This is a genomic window from Corynebacterium sp. NPDC060344 (genome assembly GCF_042725215.1).
In the GTDB taxonomy this organism is placed as follows: domain Bacteria; phylum Actinomycetota; class Actinomycetes; order Mycobacteriales; family Mycobacteriaceae; genus Corynebacterium.
Genome location: NZ_JBHXCS010000014.1, coordinates 19639 through 38632, shown reverse-complemented (window position 1 = coordinate 38632; position 18994 = coordinate 19639). Strand labels below are relative to the sequence as shown.

Sequence of the window (18994 nt, the reverse complement as noted above, 5' to 3'; positions counted from 1 at the left end):
CGCCGGCACCAACTTAGTTGGTGCCGGCGGCTTCAGTCTCGAACAGCCTGGTGCCGGTCTCCGAGTCGGACCATGAGGTCGGTCCCGGAGAAGGTCCTGGAGAAGATTCCGACTACCGCTGGCGGCGGAACAGCCCCAGGTTCAGCAGCACCATGCCCATGCCGACGGCCAATGCCAGGGCGTACCAGAACGCCTGGTCGCGGGGACCGGTCAGCGGGAGGTTGCCGGTCTTGATGTCGTTGACCTGGACGATGAGCTGGTAGGGATCATTTGCAACCGGCTGGGCAACGGGGACATCTTTGTCGTCGACGCGGATGCTGTACGCAGCATCGGTCGCACTGATGGTGATGCCGACCGGCTGGGGCAGCAGCTCGTACTCCGCCGGGGACTTGGTCTCCACGAGGTAGTACTTCCCCGGTGCCAGATTGATCCACTTCTGCACCTCGCCGGCACCCTCATCCTTGACGATGGCCTGTGCGTTCGGGTCGAAGTTGCCCTCGGCGCCGGCCGGGAAGAGATCGAAAAGTGCCCCGTCGAGCGGTTCCTCGACATTGTCGATACCCACCTTGTTGATGGTCAACGACGCCATCTGCGGAGGAAGCAGCGGGATGCAAGCATCGTTGTTGTTGGCGGACGTATCGCCATCCATGAACACCGTGTTCGGGGCGCCACCCTTGTAGGAGCCGCCTTCACCGGCTTCACAGCGTCCCAGCTCTTCCCAGTTGGCCGCGGCAACGTTGACCGACACCGGAATGCGAATGGTGAAGGTACGCGAAGCGCCGGCCGCCAAGTCGACCGAATCCGCCAGCTTCAATGCGGGCTGCGCGGGGTCAATGGCGGCTTGCATCTGCTCGACCGTCCACGAGGAAGGCATGCCGGTGACGCCGGCCGCATCGTCCACGGTCACGCGAGCCGCACCGGCCGGAGTCACCTCCGCGGGAATCCAAAAGCGATCCCAGATCTCCGGGGTCACCCCATTCGAGTCGGAACCGTTGGTGACCGTGACGGTGTACACCAGTTCAGCGGTGCCGTCGGGCCCAACCTGGATGGCGCCTTGGTTGTCCGCGGTCGGTCGCGGCCCCTTCTCCACCGCAAATGCCGCGGTCGGCACGTCCGGGGGCGGCAGGCAGTCATCGTCCAAGTGGCCACTGCCGGCGGCACCGTCCTTGACCACCGCCCGGTTGAACAATCCGTTGCCGGGTTCACACCGCACTCGGTCGTAGTCCGCCGCGGGCGCCTTGAATTTCACCGTCACGTTGTAGGTATGAGTCGCATTCCCGTCAATCGGGACATCTTTGGCCAGCGTCACACCACCGGCAGCCGAGATCGCGGCGCCCGAAACGGGCCCACCGTTGGCGTGTCCATCCCACCGTGCGTCGACGATCTCGATGCCGTCGCCGAACATCGCCTTGTCAACCAGGCTGTAGGTAGTCGCAGCAGCGCCGGTGTTCTTTGCATCGATCTGGTAGGTAACGGAGAAGTTGCCATCGCCATCCGGTCCGGACACTGCATTCTCTCCGTGCCGTTTGTCGACTTCCATGGTCGGAGCCGGCGGGCAGGAAACGGACTCTTGACGCGATGCCAGGTCCCATAGGCCGGCTCCCGTGCTGGTGTAGTAGGACTGCGGCTGCACCAATGTCGCAGTTACTTCCGTCCCCTTATACGCCAACGTGTTGGTCGAAAAATCAGCCGGCAGCCGGTACAGTCCCGTCGAAACATTTGCGGCCTGCGTTCCGTTTGAGTCGACGATATAGACGATTCCATCGACATCAGCCAATCCCTGAACCTTGCTGAAGTTGGTGCCCGGAGCAACCGGTTTTCCAATGATTTCCGGCGCCCCTCCCGCAAATCCGGTCGGCCAAAACACCAGGCGACCATCGTTCGTGGCACCGAGCAGGCCACCATTTGCCAGGGTGATGAAGTCACCACCCCATCCGGTGATTCCGGAAAACGGGCCAAATGTGTTGAGCACTTCGTGCCGACCGCTCGCATTTGGATTGACGTCAATCTCCCACACGCGACTGCCGCCCGCACCACCCAAATACAGCGACGTTCCACTCGGCGACATTGACAGCGAGTTCAAGTTGCGAACAGTGCCACCTACATCATTCCTCGGCAACGTTGTACGCATCGTCGATAGCTCTTCACCAGTCGTGGTGTCGAATCGGCGGAGGAAAATACTCGTTCCATTATTCTGATTCTGAAAGTTCGCCGCATAGAGAATGGTGCCTTCTCGATTCAGCGCAATGGCGGACCCCCATTGTTCGTTCGTGGTCCGGCCCGCCTTGACGACACTCTTGCCGGTCATTGTGCCATCGGGCCGGATTTGATACGCGCGCGTGTCGGAGGACACCCAGAGATAACTTGAATCAACGCACACCGGATTCGGGGCGGTGAGTCCGAACTCGTTCAGCAACGCAGGGTCAGTGACGATTCCGGGCTCCGCAACGGCGGCACGGGCCATAGATCTGCCGGTTACACGGCCAGGCTCACGCAATCCGTCGGAAGGATCGGCCTCTTCTTCGGTCTCGGGCGTCGCCGAACGGTCCGCCACTTCGTCGTCGGCGTCGGCCGGGGGCGGCACCGGCGCCTCTTCGGCCGGCGCAGGCACCGGCGCAGGAGCAGGCGCGGGAGCGGGCTCGGGACGGGGCGCCGGCGCTTCCTCGGTGACCGTCGCCGTCGAGGTGCTGGCCTCCTCCGTCGGGACCGCGACATCCTCGTCATCCTGGGCATGCGCAATCGGCGCGCCCAGCGGCGCCCCGACATTGATCCCGGTGTCGACGACCGCCGCCGGCGCCACGACCATCAACATCGCGGCACCCATCGCACCCGCGACGCGGGCGAAACGCCCCTTGTTCCAGTTCTTCACTGTTACCTCACTTGTTCCGGTCGTCGTCGGCATCATCGGCGCCACGGCGGTTGTCCGCCTCGGCGTCGTCGTAAAGCTTCTTGTTCTTGCGCTTTGACACTCCCCCACCGCGATAGATGACCCACGTGGCCACCGCACCGCCGATGATCAGAAAGGCGCCGATCAACATCAGCGGATACACGCCCGGCTGGGCCTGCACCCCACCACTGGACGTCTCACCCCCGCACGCCACCAGCACCAATGCCAAGGCCGACGCCACCGCCACCGCAGCGCGCCGACCGAGCCCGATCCGCTCCAACATCCATTCACCTCCGGCCTCGTCAGGCCTTAGAAGTACGGGCGGCACCGGCACCCGGGCCCGCTCGGACCCGAAACCAACGACCGCCAACCATCAGCCGACCGGGTGACATGACGTAATGCGCAACCCGGTTACTGGAAATGAGCTTACAGTTCGATAGGCGAGAATCTATTCGGAGAATGGACGGCTCCTTTCGCCAGAGAACCGTTGTGCGGTGTTTGTCCGTTTCACCCGCACCGGCCTGCCAATCGCTCCGGACGCAACCCCCGTTGAACAGGTCACTTTTGTCGTACAAATGACCGTGAAACCCTTGTTACCCTGCACAAACGGACATCGCCCCACCCCCGCGAGGCACCCCCTCCCGCCCTACCCCATCACTTACCCCCGCCTTCGCTATTCACGCCCAACAGCATCGCCAATGATCGACCAGGAGACGCTTTGCGACGATCCCGGCCCGCCAATCCACCCGCTCCCGTCACCGGAACAATGAACAATTAAGAGTTCGGACCCCGAGCGTTTATTTCGGTTTTCGGATCACGAGTAACGTTCGCAACCGTCACGATCCGGTCACGAACGCTGCGAGACCGCCGTCACGTCCGTACCGTGGTCACCGTCAAGCGGCTGGACGGGCCCACGCGGCCCGTTTGGTCACCAAGACCAGGAAAGGAAGCGACACATGGGAATCTTCGACAAGGCCAAGCAGTTCGCGGACGACAACCCGGACAAGGTTGACCAGGGCATCGAGAAGGCCGGCGACACCATCGACGACCGCACCGGCGGCAAGCACGCCGAGCACGTCGACAAGGCGCAGGACGCCGCCCGCAAGCGCTTCGCCGGTGGCGAGGGCGAGGGCGAGCCCCAGCAGTAACCAGTAAAGAGAAGGCCCCGCGGCACACGCGGGGCGGCGCTTCACGGCGCGACGCCCGCTTTCCGGCATCCAGCCGGGAGGCGGGCGTATTCTTATGCCGATCAATCACGCAGCACGACAATCGCAGCAGCATGAAAGGCGGCACCCCATGAGCCTCATCGACAAGGCCAAGAAGTTCATCGGCGACAACCCCGACAAGGTTCGCCAGGGCATCGAGAAGGTCGGCGACGAGATCGACAAGCGCACCGGCGGCAAGTACGCCGACAAGATCGACCGCGTCCAGGAAGAGGCCAACAAGCGCCTCGGCGACAACGGCGCCGGCACCGACCCGGCCGCCCCGACGGAGCCGAAGGACGCGCCGCAGCAGTAGCCCGCGCGCACCCGCACCCCATCCCGCACCCCATCCCGCACCTCGGACCATGGCTCGACCCGAGCTTCCCACTCAACTTCACACTCAACTCAACACAGTGTGAAGTTGAGTGTTATGTCGGGTGTTATGTTCATCCGCCGCGACATGGCGACGGTGGCCGTCGTCAAGCAAGAAGCGGTACGGCCACCGGCTAACCGCAGGTCACGCCCGTCGCGTGGACGGGGCAGTACCCGTGCGGATTCGCCGCCAGGTACCCGCGGTGGAACGGCTCGGCGACCCAGAAACGCCCCGTCGGCGTCTGCGCCAGCGGCGTGACCTCCGTCGTGATCGGCCCGAAACCCGCCTGCGCCAGCCGCGGCGCGTACGCCTCGATGGTCTCGGCGGTCACGCGCGCCTGCTCGTCATCCAGCGGGAACACCGCCGACCGGTACTGCGGCCCAATGTCATTGCCCTGCCGGTCGCCCTGCGTCGGATCGTGATTCTCCAGCACCAGCCGCAGCAGCTCCCCGAAACTGGCCTCCGCCGGATCGAACACCGCCAGCACCGACTCCGTGTGCCCGGTCCGCGCCCCGCAGACCTCGCGGTACGACGGCCAGCGCGTCTGCCCGCCCGCATAGCCCGGCAGGGTCGTCCACACGCCCGGGGCATTCCACAAGAGCTTTTCGACGCCCCAGAAACACCCCGCAGCCACCACCATCGCATGATGCCCCTCCGGCCACGGCCCACCGTAGGGCGTGTTCAGGACCAGGTGATCGCCGGCGACGTGGCCGCCTTCGTCGAGGATGTCGGTCGGGGAAAAAGCAGTCATGGGCGCGAGGATACGCGGGTGGCCGGACGCCGCGCGGCGACCCCGATCCGCGAACGCGGGTACCGTCGTGGGCGAACGCCCGGTGACGTGGGCCACTCGCCGCCGACCAGCCCTCGGCGGCGGAGGCCCCGCCATATGGTCGCCTATCGAACCTGCGGAATTACGCACATGAAACCTTGCGTAAATCGCGGGGATCGGTACCATCGGGTGTCACAAGCGAAATCAACTTCCAAGGAGGACCCACCCATGGCCGTTTACGAGCTGCCCGAACTGGACTACGCCTACGACGCCCTCGAGCCGCACATCGCCGCCGAGATCATGGAGCTGCACCACAGCAAGCACCACCAGAACTACGTCAACGGCGCCAACTCGGCCCTGGAGAAGCTGGAGGCCGCGCGCAACGACGGCTCCATCTCCGGCGTGGTCACCGCCCTGTCCAAGGACCTCGCGTTCAACCTGGGCGGCCACTCCAACCACTCCATCTTCTGGAAGAACCTCTCCCCCAACGGCGGCGGCGAGCCGACCGGTGAGCTGGCCGAGGCCATCAACCGCGACTTCGGTTCCTTCGAGAAGTTCAAGGATCACTTTTCCGGCGCGGCGCTGGGCCTGCAGGGCTCCGGCTGGGCCGTGCTCGGTTACGACCACGTCGCCGGCCGCCTCGTCGTCGAGCAGCTGACCGACCAGCAGGGCAACATCTCCGCGAACCTGACCCCGCTGCTCATGCTCGACATGTGGGAGCACGCCTTCTACCTCCAGTACAAGAACGTCAAGGCCGACTACGTCAAGGCCGTCTGGAACGTCTTCAACTGGGACGACGTCGCCGAGCGTTTCGCCAAGGCGTCGGCGTAAGTTTTTCCGCCGGGTCCGGGATTCCGGGCCACGGCCGCGGACTGATCGGCAGCGCACCACGCGCGGCCACCCGGTTCGCATGAGCTCCCCGGCGGTCCGCTGCACAAGTCGGCCGCCCGGTGAACTAACCCGCCCCACCTCCGCATTGCGCGGGAGTGGGGCGGGTTTCGCGCGTTGGAGGCGGCGCGGATTTCCCTTTCGCGGGACGGATCTGCCCTCCGCAGGACTCATCGCGGGCTCGTGGAGCCGCCGAAGTGTCATATGGTCAACGCTCCCGAGTAGCAGATCTGACCACCTGCGGTTTTCGTGCCCGCCGAAGATGAGCGTTGACCGCATGGCACTAACGTCCCCGTTGCGCCCCGGCGAACTGGCGGCGGCCGATCCATCTGGCGGGCGAGCTGGCTGTGGGCGAGCCGTCGTCAAGCAATCGGACGGGGGCCATCAACCAGCTTTACCCGTCCCGCCACATCAGCCACTCGAGCACCGACGGCCGACGATCGCGGCCATCGTCCCCCGCGGGCCAGCCGAGTTAGTTGCATATCGCAGCCACACGATTTTCCGTCCTGGGGTTTTAATGCCGTTCACTCAGCCAGTGGCTGCGTAGGGCGAATTCGGGTGCCTCAGGTCGCGCAAATCCGGCCTTCGCTCGGCTCGGCGGCGGCCGATCGCCCTTTCGCGGGGTGCAAAGCGCGCCGACGGAGGCGCCGAAATGTCATATGGTCAACGCTCCTGAGTAGCAGATCTGACCACCTGCGGTTTTCGTGCTCGCCGGAGATGAGCGTTGACCGTATGGCACTAGCGCCCCCTTTGCGCCTCGGCGAGCTGACTGTGGGCTCGCCGTCGTCAAGCAGCCCTACCAACCGCGCGAATCCGGCCCCGCGCGCGCCCGCGACTGGCTACCGTGGCCCCATGACCACCAGCAACCCGGCCAGCGACCCCGCCACCACGACCGACCGCCCGGTGACCATCACGTTCGAGGAGCTCGGCGGCGCGCGCATCGCCGTCGTCGCGCTGAACCGGCCGACGAAGCTCAACGGCCTGACCATGGCGATGCTGCGCGGGCTCGACGATGCCGCGAAGACCCTGCGCCGCGACCGCGACCTGCGGGGCGTGATCCTCGCGGGCGAGGGCGACTCCTTCTGCGCGGGGCTGGATTTCGGGTCGGTGCTGAAGAAGCCGGGGGACATCGTCAAGGCGTTCGCCCCGAATCCGCTGGCGCGCGACGGCGCGAACCTGTTCCAGCGGGTGTGCTGGGAGTGGCGGCGGCTGCCGGCGCCGGTCATCGCGGTGGTGCACGGGCATTGCTACGGCGGCGGGGTGCAGCTCGCACTGGGCGCGGATTTCCGCGTGACCACGGCCGATGCGCGCTGGTCGGTGCTCGAGGCGAAGTGGGGCCTGATCCCCGACATGTCGGGCGCGCGCACCCTCGCCGATCACGTCGGCGCCGAGCAGGCGCGCTGGCTGACCATGACCGGGCGCGAGCTGTCGGGCGGCGATGCGGTCGGCGTCGGGCTGGCCACGGAGACCGCAGGCTCGCTTGACGACGCCCACGTCCGCGCCCGAGACATCCTCACCGAGCTGATCGGCCGGTCCCCCGATCAGCTTGCGGCGACGAAGTCGCTGTTCAACGATGCGTGGCGCTCCCCGCGGGCGACGTTCCGGGCGGAGCGGTGGCAGCAGGCGAAACTGCTGCTCAGCGAGAACGCGGCGCGGGCGCGCACGGCGGCGATGAAGAAGGCGCCGCCGAACTTCGTCCGCCGCGGGACGTGGGCGTTCGGGAAGAAGACGTAGGGAGGGGCGGGGCGGGGCGGGGCGGGGCAGGCGCGGCGGCCGACTCCTCGACCGCCCGGCCCTCCACGCCCGCCCCGGCGCACCTACGCCCCGAAACGCTCCCGTGCTTCGGCCATCGCGTCCGGCGTCAGCGTGCCCATCACGCGCAGCCGCGCCATGCCGCCGTCGGGGTACACGTCGAGGCGGATGGCGTCGATGGTCGGCGGCGCGGTCGGCGGCTCGGCCGGTGACTCGGTAGGCGGCGCGGTCGACTGGGTCTGCCCGTCGAGTGCCCGGACCCGGAAGCGGCGGCGGTGATCCGGAAGCAGCGGGGTCTTCGGGACCAGCTCGACCCACCGCCCATCGACCGTGCGGCCGGACACCCGCGCCGCGCCCGGCGCGTTGTGCACGAACCAACTGGTGTCCAGCTCCACCCACTCCACGTCGGCGGCGCCGGCGAGGACGATCTCGACGAAGTCGTTGCCATCACCGCGGCGCCGCGCATTCTCCCAGCCCCCGCCCATGTTCGCGGGCAATCCGCGGGAGATCAGGTTCGCCGGCGAGCCGTAGAAGGCATCCGAGCAATCCGTGATGCGACCACCATTGTCGACGGCCGCGACGTCGATGAGTCCGCCCAGGAACACCGGGTCCGGCGCCGCGACCCCGTGGACGCGGAATCGGGCGACGCCGCCGTCGGGGTGCATGGTCAGCCGGACGTGGGTGAACACCCGGCCATCCGCCGCATCTCCGGGCGCGCCAGCCTCCATGAAATGCGCCGCACCGCCACCGATGCCGGTGGGCCCGATGAGCTCGACCCAGTCGGCGTCCATGAGCTCGTCGGCGGGCGTGGCCTCGTCGATCCGCGCCGCGGACACCGACACCTGCGGCGGGTAATTGCCCAGGAAGAAGGCGGTGTCCACGACGACGCCGGCGATGGTCCCCGGCACGCCGAGCCGCACGATGGCGTGGTCGACGCCCGGCGAGCGCCGACGGCGGGTTTCCCAGCCGTCGTAGACCTTGCCCTTGTGGCCGAATTCGGCGGGATCGAAATGCGGCGGCCCCGGTGAAATGAGGTTCTCCTTCTCCGCAAAGGACTCGTCGGTCGCCCACACCACGGCGCCGCCGATGTCGCGGCGGGCCAGATCCGTGAGCCGGACCCAGGCGGGCGGATCGATTGCGGCAGGCGGAGCGATCTCGGCGCCGGCTGAGCCGATTGCAGTGGAATTGTCCGTCATGCGACGTCCTTTCGGGTGATCATCGAGCCGGCCGCCGCCGGCGGGAACTGGGCCTCGGCAGCATCGCCCGCGAACGCGAGCTCGCCGCGCACCCACGTCCGGCGGACGACGCCGGCCAACGGGTGGCCGTCATACGCGGTGACGGGGTGGCGCTGGTGCATGGCCGCGCCGCGGACGAGGAACGTGGCGTCGGGGTCGAACTCGGCGAAGTCGGCGTGGGCGCCCTTCGCGATGCGCCCCTTGGCGTTCATGCCGGTCAGGTCGGCGGGGCCGCGGCACATCCAGGCCACGACGTCGTCAAGCGAAAAGCCGCGGACCCTCGCGGCCGTCCAGGTCAGCGCGAGCGAGAGCTCCAGCGACGCGATGCCGCCCCACGCCTCGCCGAAGGTGGCGTGCTCGTCGCCGAGCAGCTTCAGGTCCGGCGGGCACGGCGAATGGTCGGTGACCACGGCGCACAGGGTGCCGTCGGCCAGGCCGCGCCACAGGGCCTCGCGGTGGCGGGCCTCGCGGATGGGCGGGCAGCACTTCTGGTGCGTGGCACCATCGGCGATGGCCTCCGCGGTGAGCACCAGGTAATGCGGGCAGGTCTCCGCCGTGACCTGGACCCCGCGGGCGCGCGCCGCGCGGATGAGGTCGACGGAGCCCTCCTCGGTGACGTGGACGATGTGCCCGCGGCACCGGGTGGCCTCGGCGGCGTCGATGAACGCCCGCACGGCGGCGCGCTCGGACGCCGGCGGGCGCGTGGCCAGGAACGACGCGTAGTCGCGGCCTCCCCCGGGCGCGGCGTCCGGCGTGGCGGCGGAGGCTTCGGCGACGAGCCAGGGGTCCTCGCAATGCGCGATGACCCGCCCGCCGAAGGACGCGACCTCCGCCATCGCGCGGCGCAGCTGGCCGTAGCTGATCTCGGGGAAGTCGTCGACGCCGGAGTGGATGAGGAAGCACTTGAACCCGAAGACCCCGGCGTCCCACATCCGCACCAGCTCGCCGGTGCCGATGTTGCCGGGCACGATGCCGCCCCACAGCCCGCAGTCGACGCCGAGCTGCCCATCGGCTGCGGCGCGCTTGGCATCGAGGGCGGCCATGGTCGTCGTCGAGGGCACGGAGTTCAGCGGCATGTCCACGATCGTGGTCACGCCCCCGGCCGCCGCGGCGCGCGTGGCGGTGGCGAAGCCCTCCCATTCGGTGCGCCCGGGTTCGTTGACGTGCACGTGCGAGTCGACCAGGCCGGGCAGCAGCACGGCATCGCCGGCGATGCGCACCTCGTCGAGGGCGATTCCGTCGCCGTCGGCGCCGAGCGAGGGGATGTGCTTGACGACGTCCTCGGCCGCCACCTCCGTCCCGCCCACCACCTCGGCGATGATGCCGTCGGCGACGACGATCGTCGCGGGCGCCGTGCCGGAGGGGAGCGCCGCGCGATCGGCGCGGATGACGGTGACCTTCGTCGGGGTCGCGGTCATCGGGCCGCCACCTCCGTGTCGGCCTCGGTCGTGGCGTCGGCGTCGGCATCGGCATCGGCTTCAGCCCCGGCCCCGGATGCCCGGTGCGTCACCCGGATCAGCCATCCGCGGTGGAACCAGACGTTGAGCACGGCGGCGAGCCCGGCGCCGATGAACCAGCTGAAGTTGGCCACGGCGTGGAAGGCGGGGATGAGCACCGTCGACATGGCCACGGCCGCGGCGATGCCAGTGGCGGCCAGCGCGCGGACGTTCCACCCGCGCTGGTAGTGGTAGAGCCCCGTCGGGCTGGAGGTGAACAGGTCGCGGACGGAGATCTCGCGGCGGGCGAGGATCCAGTACCAGGTCACCAGCACACCGAACACCGGTCCGATGAAGGCGGCGAGCGTGTCCAGGGTGTAGTGGATGACCTCGGGCGACGAGTACAGGTTCCACGGCGTGAGCAGCACCGATCCGACGGCGGCGATCATGCCGCCGGCGCGCCAGGTGATCAGCCGCGGGGCGATGTTGGAGAAGTCGAAGGCCGGGGCGATGAAGTTGGCCACGATGTTGATGCCGATGGTGGCGATGGTGAACGTCAGGGCGCCCAGCGCGACGGCGACGCCGTTGTCCAGGCGTGCGACGGTCTCGACGGGGTCGGTGATCAGGCCGCCGTAGACGGGCACGGTGGCCGAGGCGGTGAGCACGACGAGGACGGAGAAGACCAGGAAGTTCACCGGCAGGCCCAGGAAGTTGCCGCGGCGCACGGCCTTGCCGGAGGACCCGTAGCGGGCGATGTCGCCGAAGTTGAGCATCGGCCCGGAGAAGTAGGACACGACCAGGGCGACGCCGCCGAGGAAGGTGAGCACCGCGGGCCAGCCGGACAGCTGCTCGGAGGTCAGGGTCAGGGAGATGTTGGACCAGCCGGCCTTGGCCACGAGGTAGGCGGCCAGGGCGAACATGACCACGTAGACGGCGGGGCCGCAGAAGTCGATGAACCGGCGGATGGATTCCATGCCGCGCCAGAACACCAGGGCCTGCAGCACCCACATGATGGCGAAGGCCGCCCAGCCCAGTGCGGACAGGCCGAGGAAGCCGTGGACGTCCTTTTCCGCCCACGGGCCGAGCTGCGGCCACAGTTTCAGGGCGAGGATGACCAGCGCGTGGCTGGCCAGGTAGGTCTGGATGCCGTACCAGGCAACGGCGATGACGCCGCGGATGAAGGCGGGGACGTTGGCCCCGCGCACGCCGAATGCGCCGCGGCACACGACGGGGAACGGGGTGCCGGTCTTCTGCGAGGGCTCGGAGACCATGTTGCAGAAGAAGTACACGAGGGTGATGCCCGCCAGCAGCGCCAGCAGCACCTGCCATGCGGACAGGCCCAGGGCGAACAGGGTGCCGGCGGTGACGTAGCCGCCGACGGAGTGCACGTCGGACATCCAGAAGGCGAAGATGTTGTACGAGCCCCACTTCTGCTTCCGCAGCGGCGCGAGGTCGTCGTTGACCAGGCTCGGGCACGGGCCCGCGGGGGTTTCGGTGTTGGGTGCGGGGTGGCGGTCGATTGCTTTGCGACGGTGGCCGGTGGACGTTCCGGCGTCGACGAGTGTCATGGTGTGTCTCCGTATCGGGCGATATGCGCCAGCTCCCCGTGTTCCAGGCCGGTGGATCGCCGCAGTTCGGCGCCGGTGATGGCGCCGCAGTCGACGGCCCTGGACAGGAACGAGGCGAGTGCTTTCGCGGTGGCGGGTTCATCGGCGAAGGCCCCGTGGCGGCCGGACAGGTAGGCGTCCAGGCGGTCGAGGGTCTCCGGTGTGCGCATGCGGAAGTACGCGTAGGTGGCCGCGAAGCGCGTGGGCAGCTGGTGGGGATGGAGGTCCCAGCCCTGCCAGATGCCGCGCGCGAGGTGGCGGCGGACCAAATGACCGTGGACCGTCCACCCGATGCGGATGCCGTCGCGGGCGCCGACGGGCAGGCGGTTGGTGGAGCCGTCGGAGATCTCGACTTCCCTGCCGGCCGCGGCGGCCTGCATGATGTCCTTGGCGTGGTCGGCGGCGGGGTGGTCCATCGCCTGGTCTGCCGCGGCGATGCCCAGGTAGGCGGAGTAGTCGTAGGTGCCGTAGTGGAGCGCCAGGACCCGGCCGCGTCCCGCGGTGATCATCCCCGGCAGCGGAGAGGACCCGTCGGCGCCGATGATCGACTGGGGCGTCTCCACCTGGATCTCGAAGCCGTGGCGCGCTGCATTGTTGGGCGCCGCTTTCTCGGTCCCAGCGTCTTCGGCCTCGATGGCCTCCAGCACCCGCACGAAGGCCTCGACCTGTGCGATCGACGTGACCTTGGGCAGCGTCAGCCGCAGTTCCCGGGGCTCCGGCCGCACGCCCGCGGCGCGCAGCCCGGTGAGGAATCTGGCCAGCGTCGAGATGCCCCGATCCCTCGTCGCCGCATCGAAACTGCCGAACCGGATGCCCCAGAACGCGGCGGGGCCGGATCCCGATTCCGCGCCGGTCCCGGAAACGCTGCGCCGGTGGTCGGCGATGGCGGCAATGGCTGCGACGGCGTCATCGACGCGGGCGTCTTCGTCGGCGTCCCGGTCGCCCGGCGCGACGCCGGCCTGGGTGAAGCCGTCCTCGAAGTCGATGCGGAGGTCTTCGATGGGTTCGGCCGCCAGCTTGGCGTCGACCAGATCGGCGACCTCGCCCGCGAGCCCGGCTTCGATGTCCAGCAGGCGGGCCACGCCGGCCGCGCCCCCGCCGTGGCGACGCCAGACTTCCCGTGCCGCGGCGCCCCATTCGTCCACGAGACCGGCGTGAAACTGCTCGGCCGGAACGTAGACGGTGTGGATGGGCTGGCGCCACGTCACCGGCCCCGGCCAGGTGGCCTCGCGGGCCTCATCATCCGCGGCCAGGGCGTCATTCGCCGCGCGGCACAGGTCGACGGCACTCGGCGTCACGGCACTCGGCATCTCGGCCTCCGGTGTCACGGCGCCGGGCATCACGATGCCACCGACTCTCGCGCCGGAGAGGTGCCGGGCTCCGCGGCCGCCGTGGAATGCCGGAGCGGTGGCGGGGCGTAGTGGCGGACGCGCGACGTCGTCAAGCCCTGACCGATCAGCCCGGCGGCGACGGCGACGCCGGCGCGGACCGGATCCACCACCGGCACCCCGGTGATGCGCGCGAGCTCGTCCGACATGCCCGCCATGCCGCAGCACCCGAGGCAGATGACCTCGGCCCCATCGGCGTCGACGGCCGCGACCGCATCGGCGGCCAGGGTCTCCATGACCCCATCGCCATGCAGATCCAGGACGCCGACGCCCGAAGCGCGCACCGACGCGAGCTTGGCGTCGAGCCCGGCGACGCGCAGCCGATCGCGGATCATGCCGATCGCGCGGGGGACCGTGGTGACGAAGGAGAAGGAATCGCCCACGCTCATCGCCGTCGCGGCGGCGGCCTCGGTGACGTCGACGACCGGGCACGGCATCGTCTCGCGCAGCGCCTCGACCCCGCCATCGCCGACGCCGGCGAGCACCACGGCGTCGACGGGGCCGTCGTATTCCGCGAGCGCGGCGAGCATCGCCGACGCCGACGCCACTGCATCGGAGTGCGATTCCACGCTCGCCGGAGCCCCGTCCGGGGTCAGGCCGACGACGTCGACGCCGCCGCCCGCCACCCCGGCCACCTGCGCCACCTGCAAAGATGCCGCCACCATCGAGTCGGTCATCGACGCCGTGGAATTGACGTTGAGGATGACGATGGTCGGGGCCGTGCCGGTGCCGGTGCCGGGACCCGGAGCTTTCGGGGCACCGGCGGCGGTGCTCGAATCTGTCATGGGAACCATGCAAACAACGCCGCCCCACCCCGGCGGCTACGCGAGCGTTACATTTTCATTAACCCGTAACGGGCTAACGCGCTTCGCCCGGCGCGCACGTTTCCGCCCGATTGCGCGATGGGCGCCGAAAGGCCCGGCGGCGTTACACGACCTTGACGGCCGGGACACCGCGGCGACACGGCACGGCGGTGAAATTAAGCCCATGACCACCGCAAACAACGCCTCCTCCGCAGCGGGACCGTCCATGCACCCGACCAATCCCCCGGGTGCGGGCACTCGGCGGGCCGCCGCGCCAGGCCCGGAGCTGGACATGTTCAACCGTGCCTCGGCGACGGTCCTGAAGCCGCAGCTGACCGAATTGTCCGGCTCGAGCGCCTGGGCGGAGCACCTGCTGGCCGCCCGGCCGTTCCACACGCTCGGCGCAGCGCTGACCACCGGCGACGAAGCCCTGTCCCGCCTGTCGCGCAGCGACGTCGCCATGGCCATCGCCTCGCACCCGGCCCTCGGCAGCGCGCCGGAGCAGGGCACGGCGTCGGAGGAGGAGCAGGCGACGCTGCTCGGCACCCTCGGCGGCGATGACGCCGGCGCGCGGGAGCTCGCCCGGCTCAGCCACGAGTACGAGTCCCGTTTCGGCCACGTCTTCCTGTTGTGCGCCCGGGGCCGCGATGCCGGCGAGGTCCTCGATGCCCTGCGCTCGCGCATCGGCAACGACGTGGAGACGGAGTGGGCCGAGACCGTCGAGCAGCTGCGGCTGATCAACCGGGCCCGGCTGGCCGACCTCATCGGCGACGGCGAACGGGCCGCCGCATGAGCCTGTCCACCCACGTCCTCGACGCCGCCGTCGGCGCCCCCGCGGCCGGCGTCCCGGTATCCCTGGCGACGGCCGCCGGCGAGGTCCTCGCATCGGGCACCACCGACGCCGACGGCCGCTGGTCGGCGCCGATCGGCATGCCGCCGGCCGGGGACCACCGCTTGATCTTCGACATCGCCGCCTACCGCGGCGCGCGCGGCGAGGACGTCTTCCACACCGAGGCGGTCATTTCCTTCCGCGTCGCACCGGGCCCCGGCCCCGTGCTTGACGACGCCGACCCGGCACCCCACCCACCGGACCCGTCGGGCCACCTGCACCTCCCATTGCTCCTGTCGCCGTACTCGTACACGACGTACCGGGGCAGCTGAATCACCCAGCGAACCACCCAGCGATTCACCCAGCGAATCACCGAATGAACCACCCAAAGGATCCGCCATGACCCTCATCACCGAAAAAGGCAAAGAACCGCGCCGCCCGAACGGCACCCCATCGCCGCACGGAACGGGCGACGCGGACAGGAACGAAGAAGCCGCCGTCCACCCCGTCGATGCGCATCCGGGCTGGGCCAGGCTGTTCGGCTACGGCCTGCAGCACGTCATGGCCATGTACGCCGGCGCGGTCGCCGTGCCGATCATCGTCGGCGGCGCCATGATCGCCGCCGGGGAGATGGAGCCCGAGCATCTCCCCCACCTCATCGTCGCCGACCTTTTCGTCGCCGGCATCGCCTCCATCCTCCAGTCCCTGGGCATCCTGCGGCTCGGTTCGCGGCTGCCGCTGATGCAGGGCGTGACCTTCGCGTCGGTGGCGCCGATGATCGTCATCGGCTCCCAGCACGGCATCACCGCCATCTACGGCGCGGTCATCGCCTCGGGCGTGATGATGATGCTCATCGCCCCCTTCTTCGCCCGTCTCGTCCGCTTCTTCCCGCCGCTGGTCACGGGCACGGTGATCACCATCATCGGCTTGTCGCTGATGAAGGTCTGCGCCGGCTGGGTCTCCGGCGGCGCCGGCAACCCGGACAACCCCGGTTTCGGCGAGCCCATGAACTTCCTGCTCGCGGGCGCGACCCTCGCGCTGATCCTGGCCATCGCCGTCCTCGCCCCGAAGTCCATGCGGCCCCTGGCGGTGCTCGCCGGCATCATCGGCGGCACCGCGCTGGCGGCCGCACTCGGCCAGGTCGATTTCGGATCCGTCGGCGAAGCGTCCTGGGTCGCCGTCCCGCAGCCGTTCCTCTTCGGCCTGCCCACCTTCGAAATCGGTTCGGTGCTGACCATGTTCGTCGTCGGCCTCGTCGTCATGACGGAGACGACGGGCGACATCATCACGGTGGGCAAGATCGTCGGAAAGCCCGCCGACCGCCGCATGATCGCCGACGGCCTGCGTGCCGACGGCCTGTCCACCGTGCTCGGCGGCATCTTCAACACCTTCCCGTACACCGCCTTCGCCCAGAACGTCGGCCTGGTGTCCATGTCGAAAGTCGCCTCCCGCTGGGTGGCCACGATGGCCGGCGCCATCCTCATCGTCTTCGGCCTGCTGCCCAAGATGGGCGAAGTCGTCGCCGCCATCCCCTCGCCCGTCCTCGGCGGCGCCGGCCTGGTGCTGTTCGGCATGGTCGCCGCCACCGGCATCCGCACCCTGTCCACCGTCGAGCTGACCGACTCGAAGGCGCTGGTCATCGCCGTGTCCGTGTCACTGGGCATGCTGCCGACGGTGCTGCCGTCGATCTACTCGTCCATGCCGCAGGTGCTGCAGCCGCTGCTGGGCTCCGGCATCTGCGCCGGTGCCGCCGCGGCCATCATCCTCAACGTCGTTCTCGTCGGCATGCCGCCGAAGGAGACTCCGGAGTGCGAGGTCGCCGAGGCAAGCGCCGGCACCGACGGGTCGACGGTCGCGGCCGCGGCCCCGGCCGCCGCCGCTCCCGCTCCCGCTCCCGCTCCCGCGGAGGCCCCGCGCACGTAGGCCGGGCACCCGCCGCACACCACGGCGGCCACGCTCCAGCGGATGTTCCGCCGGGACGTGGCCGCCGTCGTCGTGTGCCCGATGCCCGCTGTCGCCGGCTACCGGACGCTCTGCCGGGGTGCCTCCGGGATGGGGGCGTCCCCGGGGCCGTGGGGTGCGACGGAGTGGATCTCCACGTGGCGGAAGTCCCGGAATTCCCGGAACAGCGCCGGCCACTTCTCGGCGGTCACGTCGGCGGCCACGCGCCACGCGAGCCTGCGCACGCCGGAGTGGATGCCGGAGAGCTGATTGCCCGCCACGCCCATCGAGGCCCGCGCCCCGGTGGACAGGTGGAACAGGCGGCCGATCCACTCCGGGCCGCCGGCGGCATCTGCGACATCACCGGCGTCACAACCGGGCTTGGGCGTGAACTGGAAGCCATCGCCGAGGTAGGGGCATGACGCCAGGGGACCGTCCGCCCAGTCGTGCACCTCGGACCACAACGCGATGTCGCCGACGAAGTCCGCCAGTTCCGGCCGCGCGGCCAGATTGACCCGGTAGCCGGTCGCGGCGATGACGTGATCGACTTCCTCCAGGGCACCTTCACCGGCACCGCCGCCATCACGGTGGCGGATGAGGATGGGGGCGGTGGGATCGTCGTCACGCACAGCCAGCCCGGACCAGCGCGAACCCATGGCCAACCGGAAACCGGGGACGCCCATGCACCGCCAGATCGACGCCTGCGTCGGCGGCTGCGGGAGGCCGCCGTTGAACTGCCCGAACTCCCACTTCGCGGAGTCGGGCAGACCCGGGAAGTGGTCCTGCATGCCGGGGAATTCCATCCACCGCAGGGGGTTGGCGTCGGGGACCGCGTCGCGGCGCATGTGCACCGTGACCTGCGCGGCACCAGCTTCCAGTGCGCATGCGGCATTGTCGAAACCCGACGCACCGCCTCCCAGCACCGCCACCCTCTTGCCGCGCAGGGCGGCGAAATCGATGGCGTCCGCGGTGTGATTCCACCGGTCCCGCGGAAGGTCGGCGACCATGTCGGGCACGTGCCGCTCGCCGCCGCCGTCGAGGCCGAGGGCGAAGACGACGCGGCGGGCGGTGGTGGACGTGCCGTCCGACAGATGCAGCGTGAACGCGCCGCCCGGATGCCCGGGCTTGTCCACGCCGTCGACCCGCGTGCCGTGGCGCACCTCGATGCCGGCGGTGTCGCGGAACCAGGCGAGGTAATCGTTCCATTCCAGGCGCGGCACCAGATCGATGCCCTCCCAGGCATCGGCGCCGTGGCGGGCCTCGTACCAGCGGCGGACGTGCAGCGACGGGCAGTCGAGCTCGATGCCGCGCATGTGCTTCGGGCTGCGCAACGTGTGCATGCGCGCGTAGTCGGCCCAACATCCGACGGTGCCCGGCTCGGCGGCGTCGAAGACGAGGACTCCTCCGACTCCCGCGCGCCGCAATGCGAACGCGCTGGCCAGGCCCGCCTGGCCACCGCCGATGACGGCGACGGACAGTTCCGCCGCACCCGACCCCGCACCCGACCCGGCGCCCGATCCGGCGGCAGCATCGGAGTCGGCGGGCAGGCTCCAGGCGGTATTGGGGTCGGTGGTCTCCAGATCCTGGCGGACGCGGGCCGCCAGCTCGTCAAGCGCGGCGAGCCGGTCGGCGGGGATGCGGTCCGCGGGACTGCCGGTGCGGGATCCGGCGGCTTTTCCTGCGGCGGATCCGATGGGGGCGGCGTCCGTTCCCGGAGCGGCGCCGGTCATCGTGGAGGTCACGGTGGGGGCCATGTCGGCATCTCGATTCTCCGCCGGCGGGGCTCCTGCGACTGGCGTCGCGGACACGGCATACCCGGGTGTCGAAGCCCCGCTCGCGCGGGTCGTGGATGCAGGTCCCACAGGCCACCGCCGTCGTCCGATG

Annotated in this window: 16 protein-coding genes; 7 read left to right on the top strand and 9 right to left on the bottom strand. The window is 69.4% G+C overall.

Annotation, left to right across the window (positions count from 1 at the left end; all coding sequences use genetic code 11):
- Nucleotides 1–112 precede the first annotated feature (112 nt).
- Nucleotides 113–2869, bottom strand: coding sequence for a SpaA isopeptide-forming pilin-related protein (locus ACFWGD_RS12395; protein ID WP_377778998.1), 2757 nt, complete (start codon nucleotides 2867–2869; stop codon nucleotides 113–115).
- Between the two features lie 7 nt (nucleotides 2870–2876).
- Nucleotides 2877–3170, bottom strand: a complete 294-nt coding sequence (locus tag ACFWGD_RS12390) for a hypothetical protein (RefSeq protein WP_377778997.1) — start codon at nucleotides 3168–3170, stop codon at nucleotides 2877–2879.
- Nucleotides 3171–3843: 673 nt separating this feature from the next.
- Here ACFWGD_RS12390 and ACFWGD_RS12385 point away from each other — a divergent pair.
- The gene (locus tag ACFWGD_RS12385) at nucleotides 3844–4035 is read left to right on the top strand and encodes an antitoxin (RefSeq protein ID WP_377778996.1); all 192 of its coding nucleotides are present in this window, start codon (nucleotides 3844–3846) and stop codon (nucleotides 4033–4035) included.
- 148 nt (nucleotides 4036–4183) lie between these two features.
- Nucleotides 4184–4405, top strand: coding sequence for an antitoxin (locus ACFWGD_RS12380; protein ID WP_377778995.1), 222 nt, complete (start codon nucleotides 4184–4186; stop codon nucleotides 4403–4405).
- Nucleotides 4406–4595: 190 nt separating this feature from the next.
- Here the strand turns inward: ACFWGD_RS12380 and msrA are convergent, their stop codons facing one another.
- Nucleotides 4596–5213: a peptide-methionine (S)-S-oxide reductase MsrA gene (msrA, locus tag ACFWGD_RS12375; RefSeq protein ID WP_377778994.1), complete on the bottom strand. Its 618-nt coding sequence runs from the start codon at nucleotides 5211–5213 to the stop codon at nucleotides 4596–4598.
- Between the two features lie 246 nt (nucleotides 5214–5459).
- Between msrA and ACFWGD_RS12370 the strand changes: the two genes are divergently transcribed.
- Together ACFWGD_RS12370 and ACFWGD_RS12365 are read left to right on the top strand one after the other, a co-directional pair.
- Nucleotides 5460–6062, top strand: a complete 603-nt coding sequence (locus ACFWGD_RS12370) for a superoxide dismutase (protein ID WP_377778993.1) — start codon at nucleotides 5460–5462, stop codon at nucleotides 6060–6062.
- A gap of 909 nt (nucleotides 6063–6971) precedes the next feature.
- Nucleotides 6972–7853, top strand: coding sequence for a crotonase/enoyl-CoA hydratase family protein (locus ACFWGD_RS12365; RefSeq protein ID WP_377778992.1), 882 nt, complete (start codon nucleotides 6972–6974; stop codon nucleotides 7851–7853).
- 83 nt (nucleotides 7854–7936) lie between these two features.
- On the opposite strand, the gene alc is transcribed toward ACFWGD_RS12365, so the two are convergent.
- Genes alc through ACFWGD_RS12340 form a run of 5 tightly spaced genes read right to left on the bottom strand, consistent with a single transcriptional unit; the run spans nucleotide 7937 to nucleotide 14322 of the window.
- Nucleotides 7937–9067, bottom strand: a complete 1131-nt coding sequence (alc, locus tag ACFWGD_RS12360; protein ID WP_377778991.1) for an allantoicase — start codon at nucleotides 9065–9067, stop codon at nucleotides 7937–7939.
- Entirely contained in the window at nucleotides 9064–10524 is a 1461-nt protein-coding gene (allB, locus tag ACFWGD_RS12355; protein WP_377778990.1) for an allantoinase AllB, read from the bottom strand. Before allB ends, alc begins: the two co-directional genes overlap by 4 nt.
- On the bottom strand, nucleotides 10521–12110 hold the full coding sequence (locus ACFWGD_RS12350) for an NCS1 family nucleobase:cation symporter-1 (protein ID WP_377778989.1): 1590 nt from the start codon (nucleotides 12108–12110) through the stop codon (nucleotides 10521–10523). The genes allB and ACFWGD_RS12350 overlap by 4 nt, the downstream gene beginning before the upstream one ends.
- Nucleotides 12107–13447: a DUF6986 family protein gene (locus ACFWGD_RS12345; RefSeq protein ID WP_377778988.1), complete on the bottom strand. Its 1341-nt coding sequence runs from the start codon at nucleotides 13445–13447 to the stop codon at nucleotides 12107–12109. The genes ACFWGD_RS12350 and ACFWGD_RS12345 overlap by 4 nt, the downstream gene beginning before the upstream one ends.
- 41 nt (nucleotides 13448–13488) lie before the next feature.
- Nucleotides 13489–14322: an aspartate/glutamate racemase family protein gene (locus ACFWGD_RS12340; protein ID WP_377778987.1), complete on the bottom strand. Its 834-nt coding sequence runs from the start codon at nucleotides 14320–14322 to the stop codon at nucleotides 13489–13491.
- A 202-nt stretch (nucleotides 14323–14524) separates the two neighbouring features.
- Here ACFWGD_RS12340 and ACFWGD_RS12335 point away from each other — a divergent pair, with 202 nt between their 5' ends.
- From ACFWGD_RS12335 to ACFWGD_RS12325, 3 genes are all read left to right on the top strand, one after another.
- Nucleotides 14525–15133 carry a 2-oxo-4-hydroxy-4-carboxy-5-ureidoimidazoline decarboxylase gene (locus ACFWGD_RS12335; protein ID WP_377778986.1) on the top strand — a complete coding sequence of 203 codons (609 nt, stop codon included), beginning with the start codon at nucleotides 14525–14527 and terminating at the stop codon, nucleotides 15131–15133.
- Nucleotides 15130–15501 (top strand): hydroxyisourate hydrolase, encoded by a 372-nt coding sequence (locus ACFWGD_RS12330; RefSeq protein ID WP_377778985.1) that lies wholly within the window; start codon nucleotides 15130–15132, stop codon nucleotides 15499–15501. The genes ACFWGD_RS12335 and ACFWGD_RS12330 overlap by 4 nt, the downstream gene beginning before the upstream one ends.
- A gap of 67 nt (nucleotides 15502–15568) precedes the next feature.
- Entirely contained in the window at nucleotides 15569–17092 is a 1524-nt protein-coding gene (locus ACFWGD_RS12325) for a nucleobase:cation symporter-2 family protein (RefSeq protein WP_377778984.1), read from the top strand.
- 98 nt (nucleotides 17093–17190) lie between these two features.
- Here ACFWGD_RS12325 and ACFWGD_RS12320 read toward each other — a convergent pair whose 3' ends face one another.
- On the bottom strand, nucleotides 17191–18864 hold the full coding sequence (locus ACFWGD_RS12320; RefSeq protein WP_377778983.1) for an FAD-dependent oxidoreductase: 1674 nt from the start codon (nucleotides 18862–18864) through the stop codon (nucleotides 17191–17193).
- Between the last annotated feature and the right edge of the window lie 130 nt (nucleotides 18865–18994).

Bases quoted from the DNA above. Each gene is read 5' to 3' on its own strand.
- ACFWGD_RS12390 (WP_377778997.1), bottom strand. From the start codon at position 3,170: ATGTTGGAGCGGATCGGGCTCGGTCGGCGCGCTGCGGTGGCGGTGGCG.
- ACFWGD_RS12385 (WP_377778996.1), top strand. From the start codon at position 3,844: ATGGGAATCTTCGACAAGGCCAAGCAGTTCGCGGACGACAACCCGGAC.
- ACFWGD_RS12380 (WP_377778995.1), top strand. From the start codon at position 4,184: ATGAGCCTCATCGACAAGGCCAAGAAGTTCATCGGCGACAACCCCGAC.
- msrA (WP_377778994.1), bottom strand. From the start codon at position 5,213: ATGACTGCTTTTTCCCCGACCGACATCCTCGACGAAGGCGGCCACGTC.
- ACFWGD_RS12370 (WP_377778993.1), top strand. From the start codon at position 5,460: ATGGCCGTTTACGAGCTGCCCGAACTGGACTACGCCTACGACGCCCTC.
- ACFWGD_RS12365 (WP_377778992.1), top strand. From the start codon at position 6,972: ATGACCACCAGCAACCCGGCCAGCGACCCCGCCACCACGACCGACCGC.
- alc (WP_377778991.1), bottom strand. From the start codon at position 9,067: ATGACGGACAATTCCACTGCAATCGGCTCAGCCGGCGCCGAGATCGCT.
- allB (WP_377778990.1), bottom strand. From the start codon at position 10,524: ATGACCGCGACCCCGACGAAGGTCACCGTCATCCGCGCCGATCGCGCG.
- ACFWGD_RS12350 (WP_377778989.1), bottom strand. From the start codon at position 12,110: ATGACACTCGTCGACGCCGGAACGTCCACCGGCCACCGTCGCAAAGCA.
- ACFWGD_RS12340 (WP_377778987.1), bottom strand. From the start codon at position 14,322: ATGACAGATTCGAGCACCGCCGCCGGTGCCCCGAAAGCTCCGGGTCCC.
- ACFWGD_RS12335 (WP_377778986.1), top strand. From the start codon at position 14,525: ATGACCACCGCAAACAACGCCTCCTCCGCAGCGGGACCGTCCATGCAC.
- ACFWGD_RS12330 (WP_377778985.1), top strand. From the start codon at position 15,130: ATGAGCCTGTCCACCCACGTCCTCGACGCCGCCGTCGGCGCCCCCGCG.
- ACFWGD_RS12325 (WP_377778984.1), top strand. From the start codon at position 15,569: ATGACCCTCATCACCGAAAAAGGCAAAGAACCGCGCCGCCCGAACGGC.
- ACFWGD_RS12320 (WP_377778983.1), bottom strand. From the start codon at position 18,864: ATGGCCCCCACCGTGACCTCCACGATGACCGGCGCCGCTCCGGGAACG.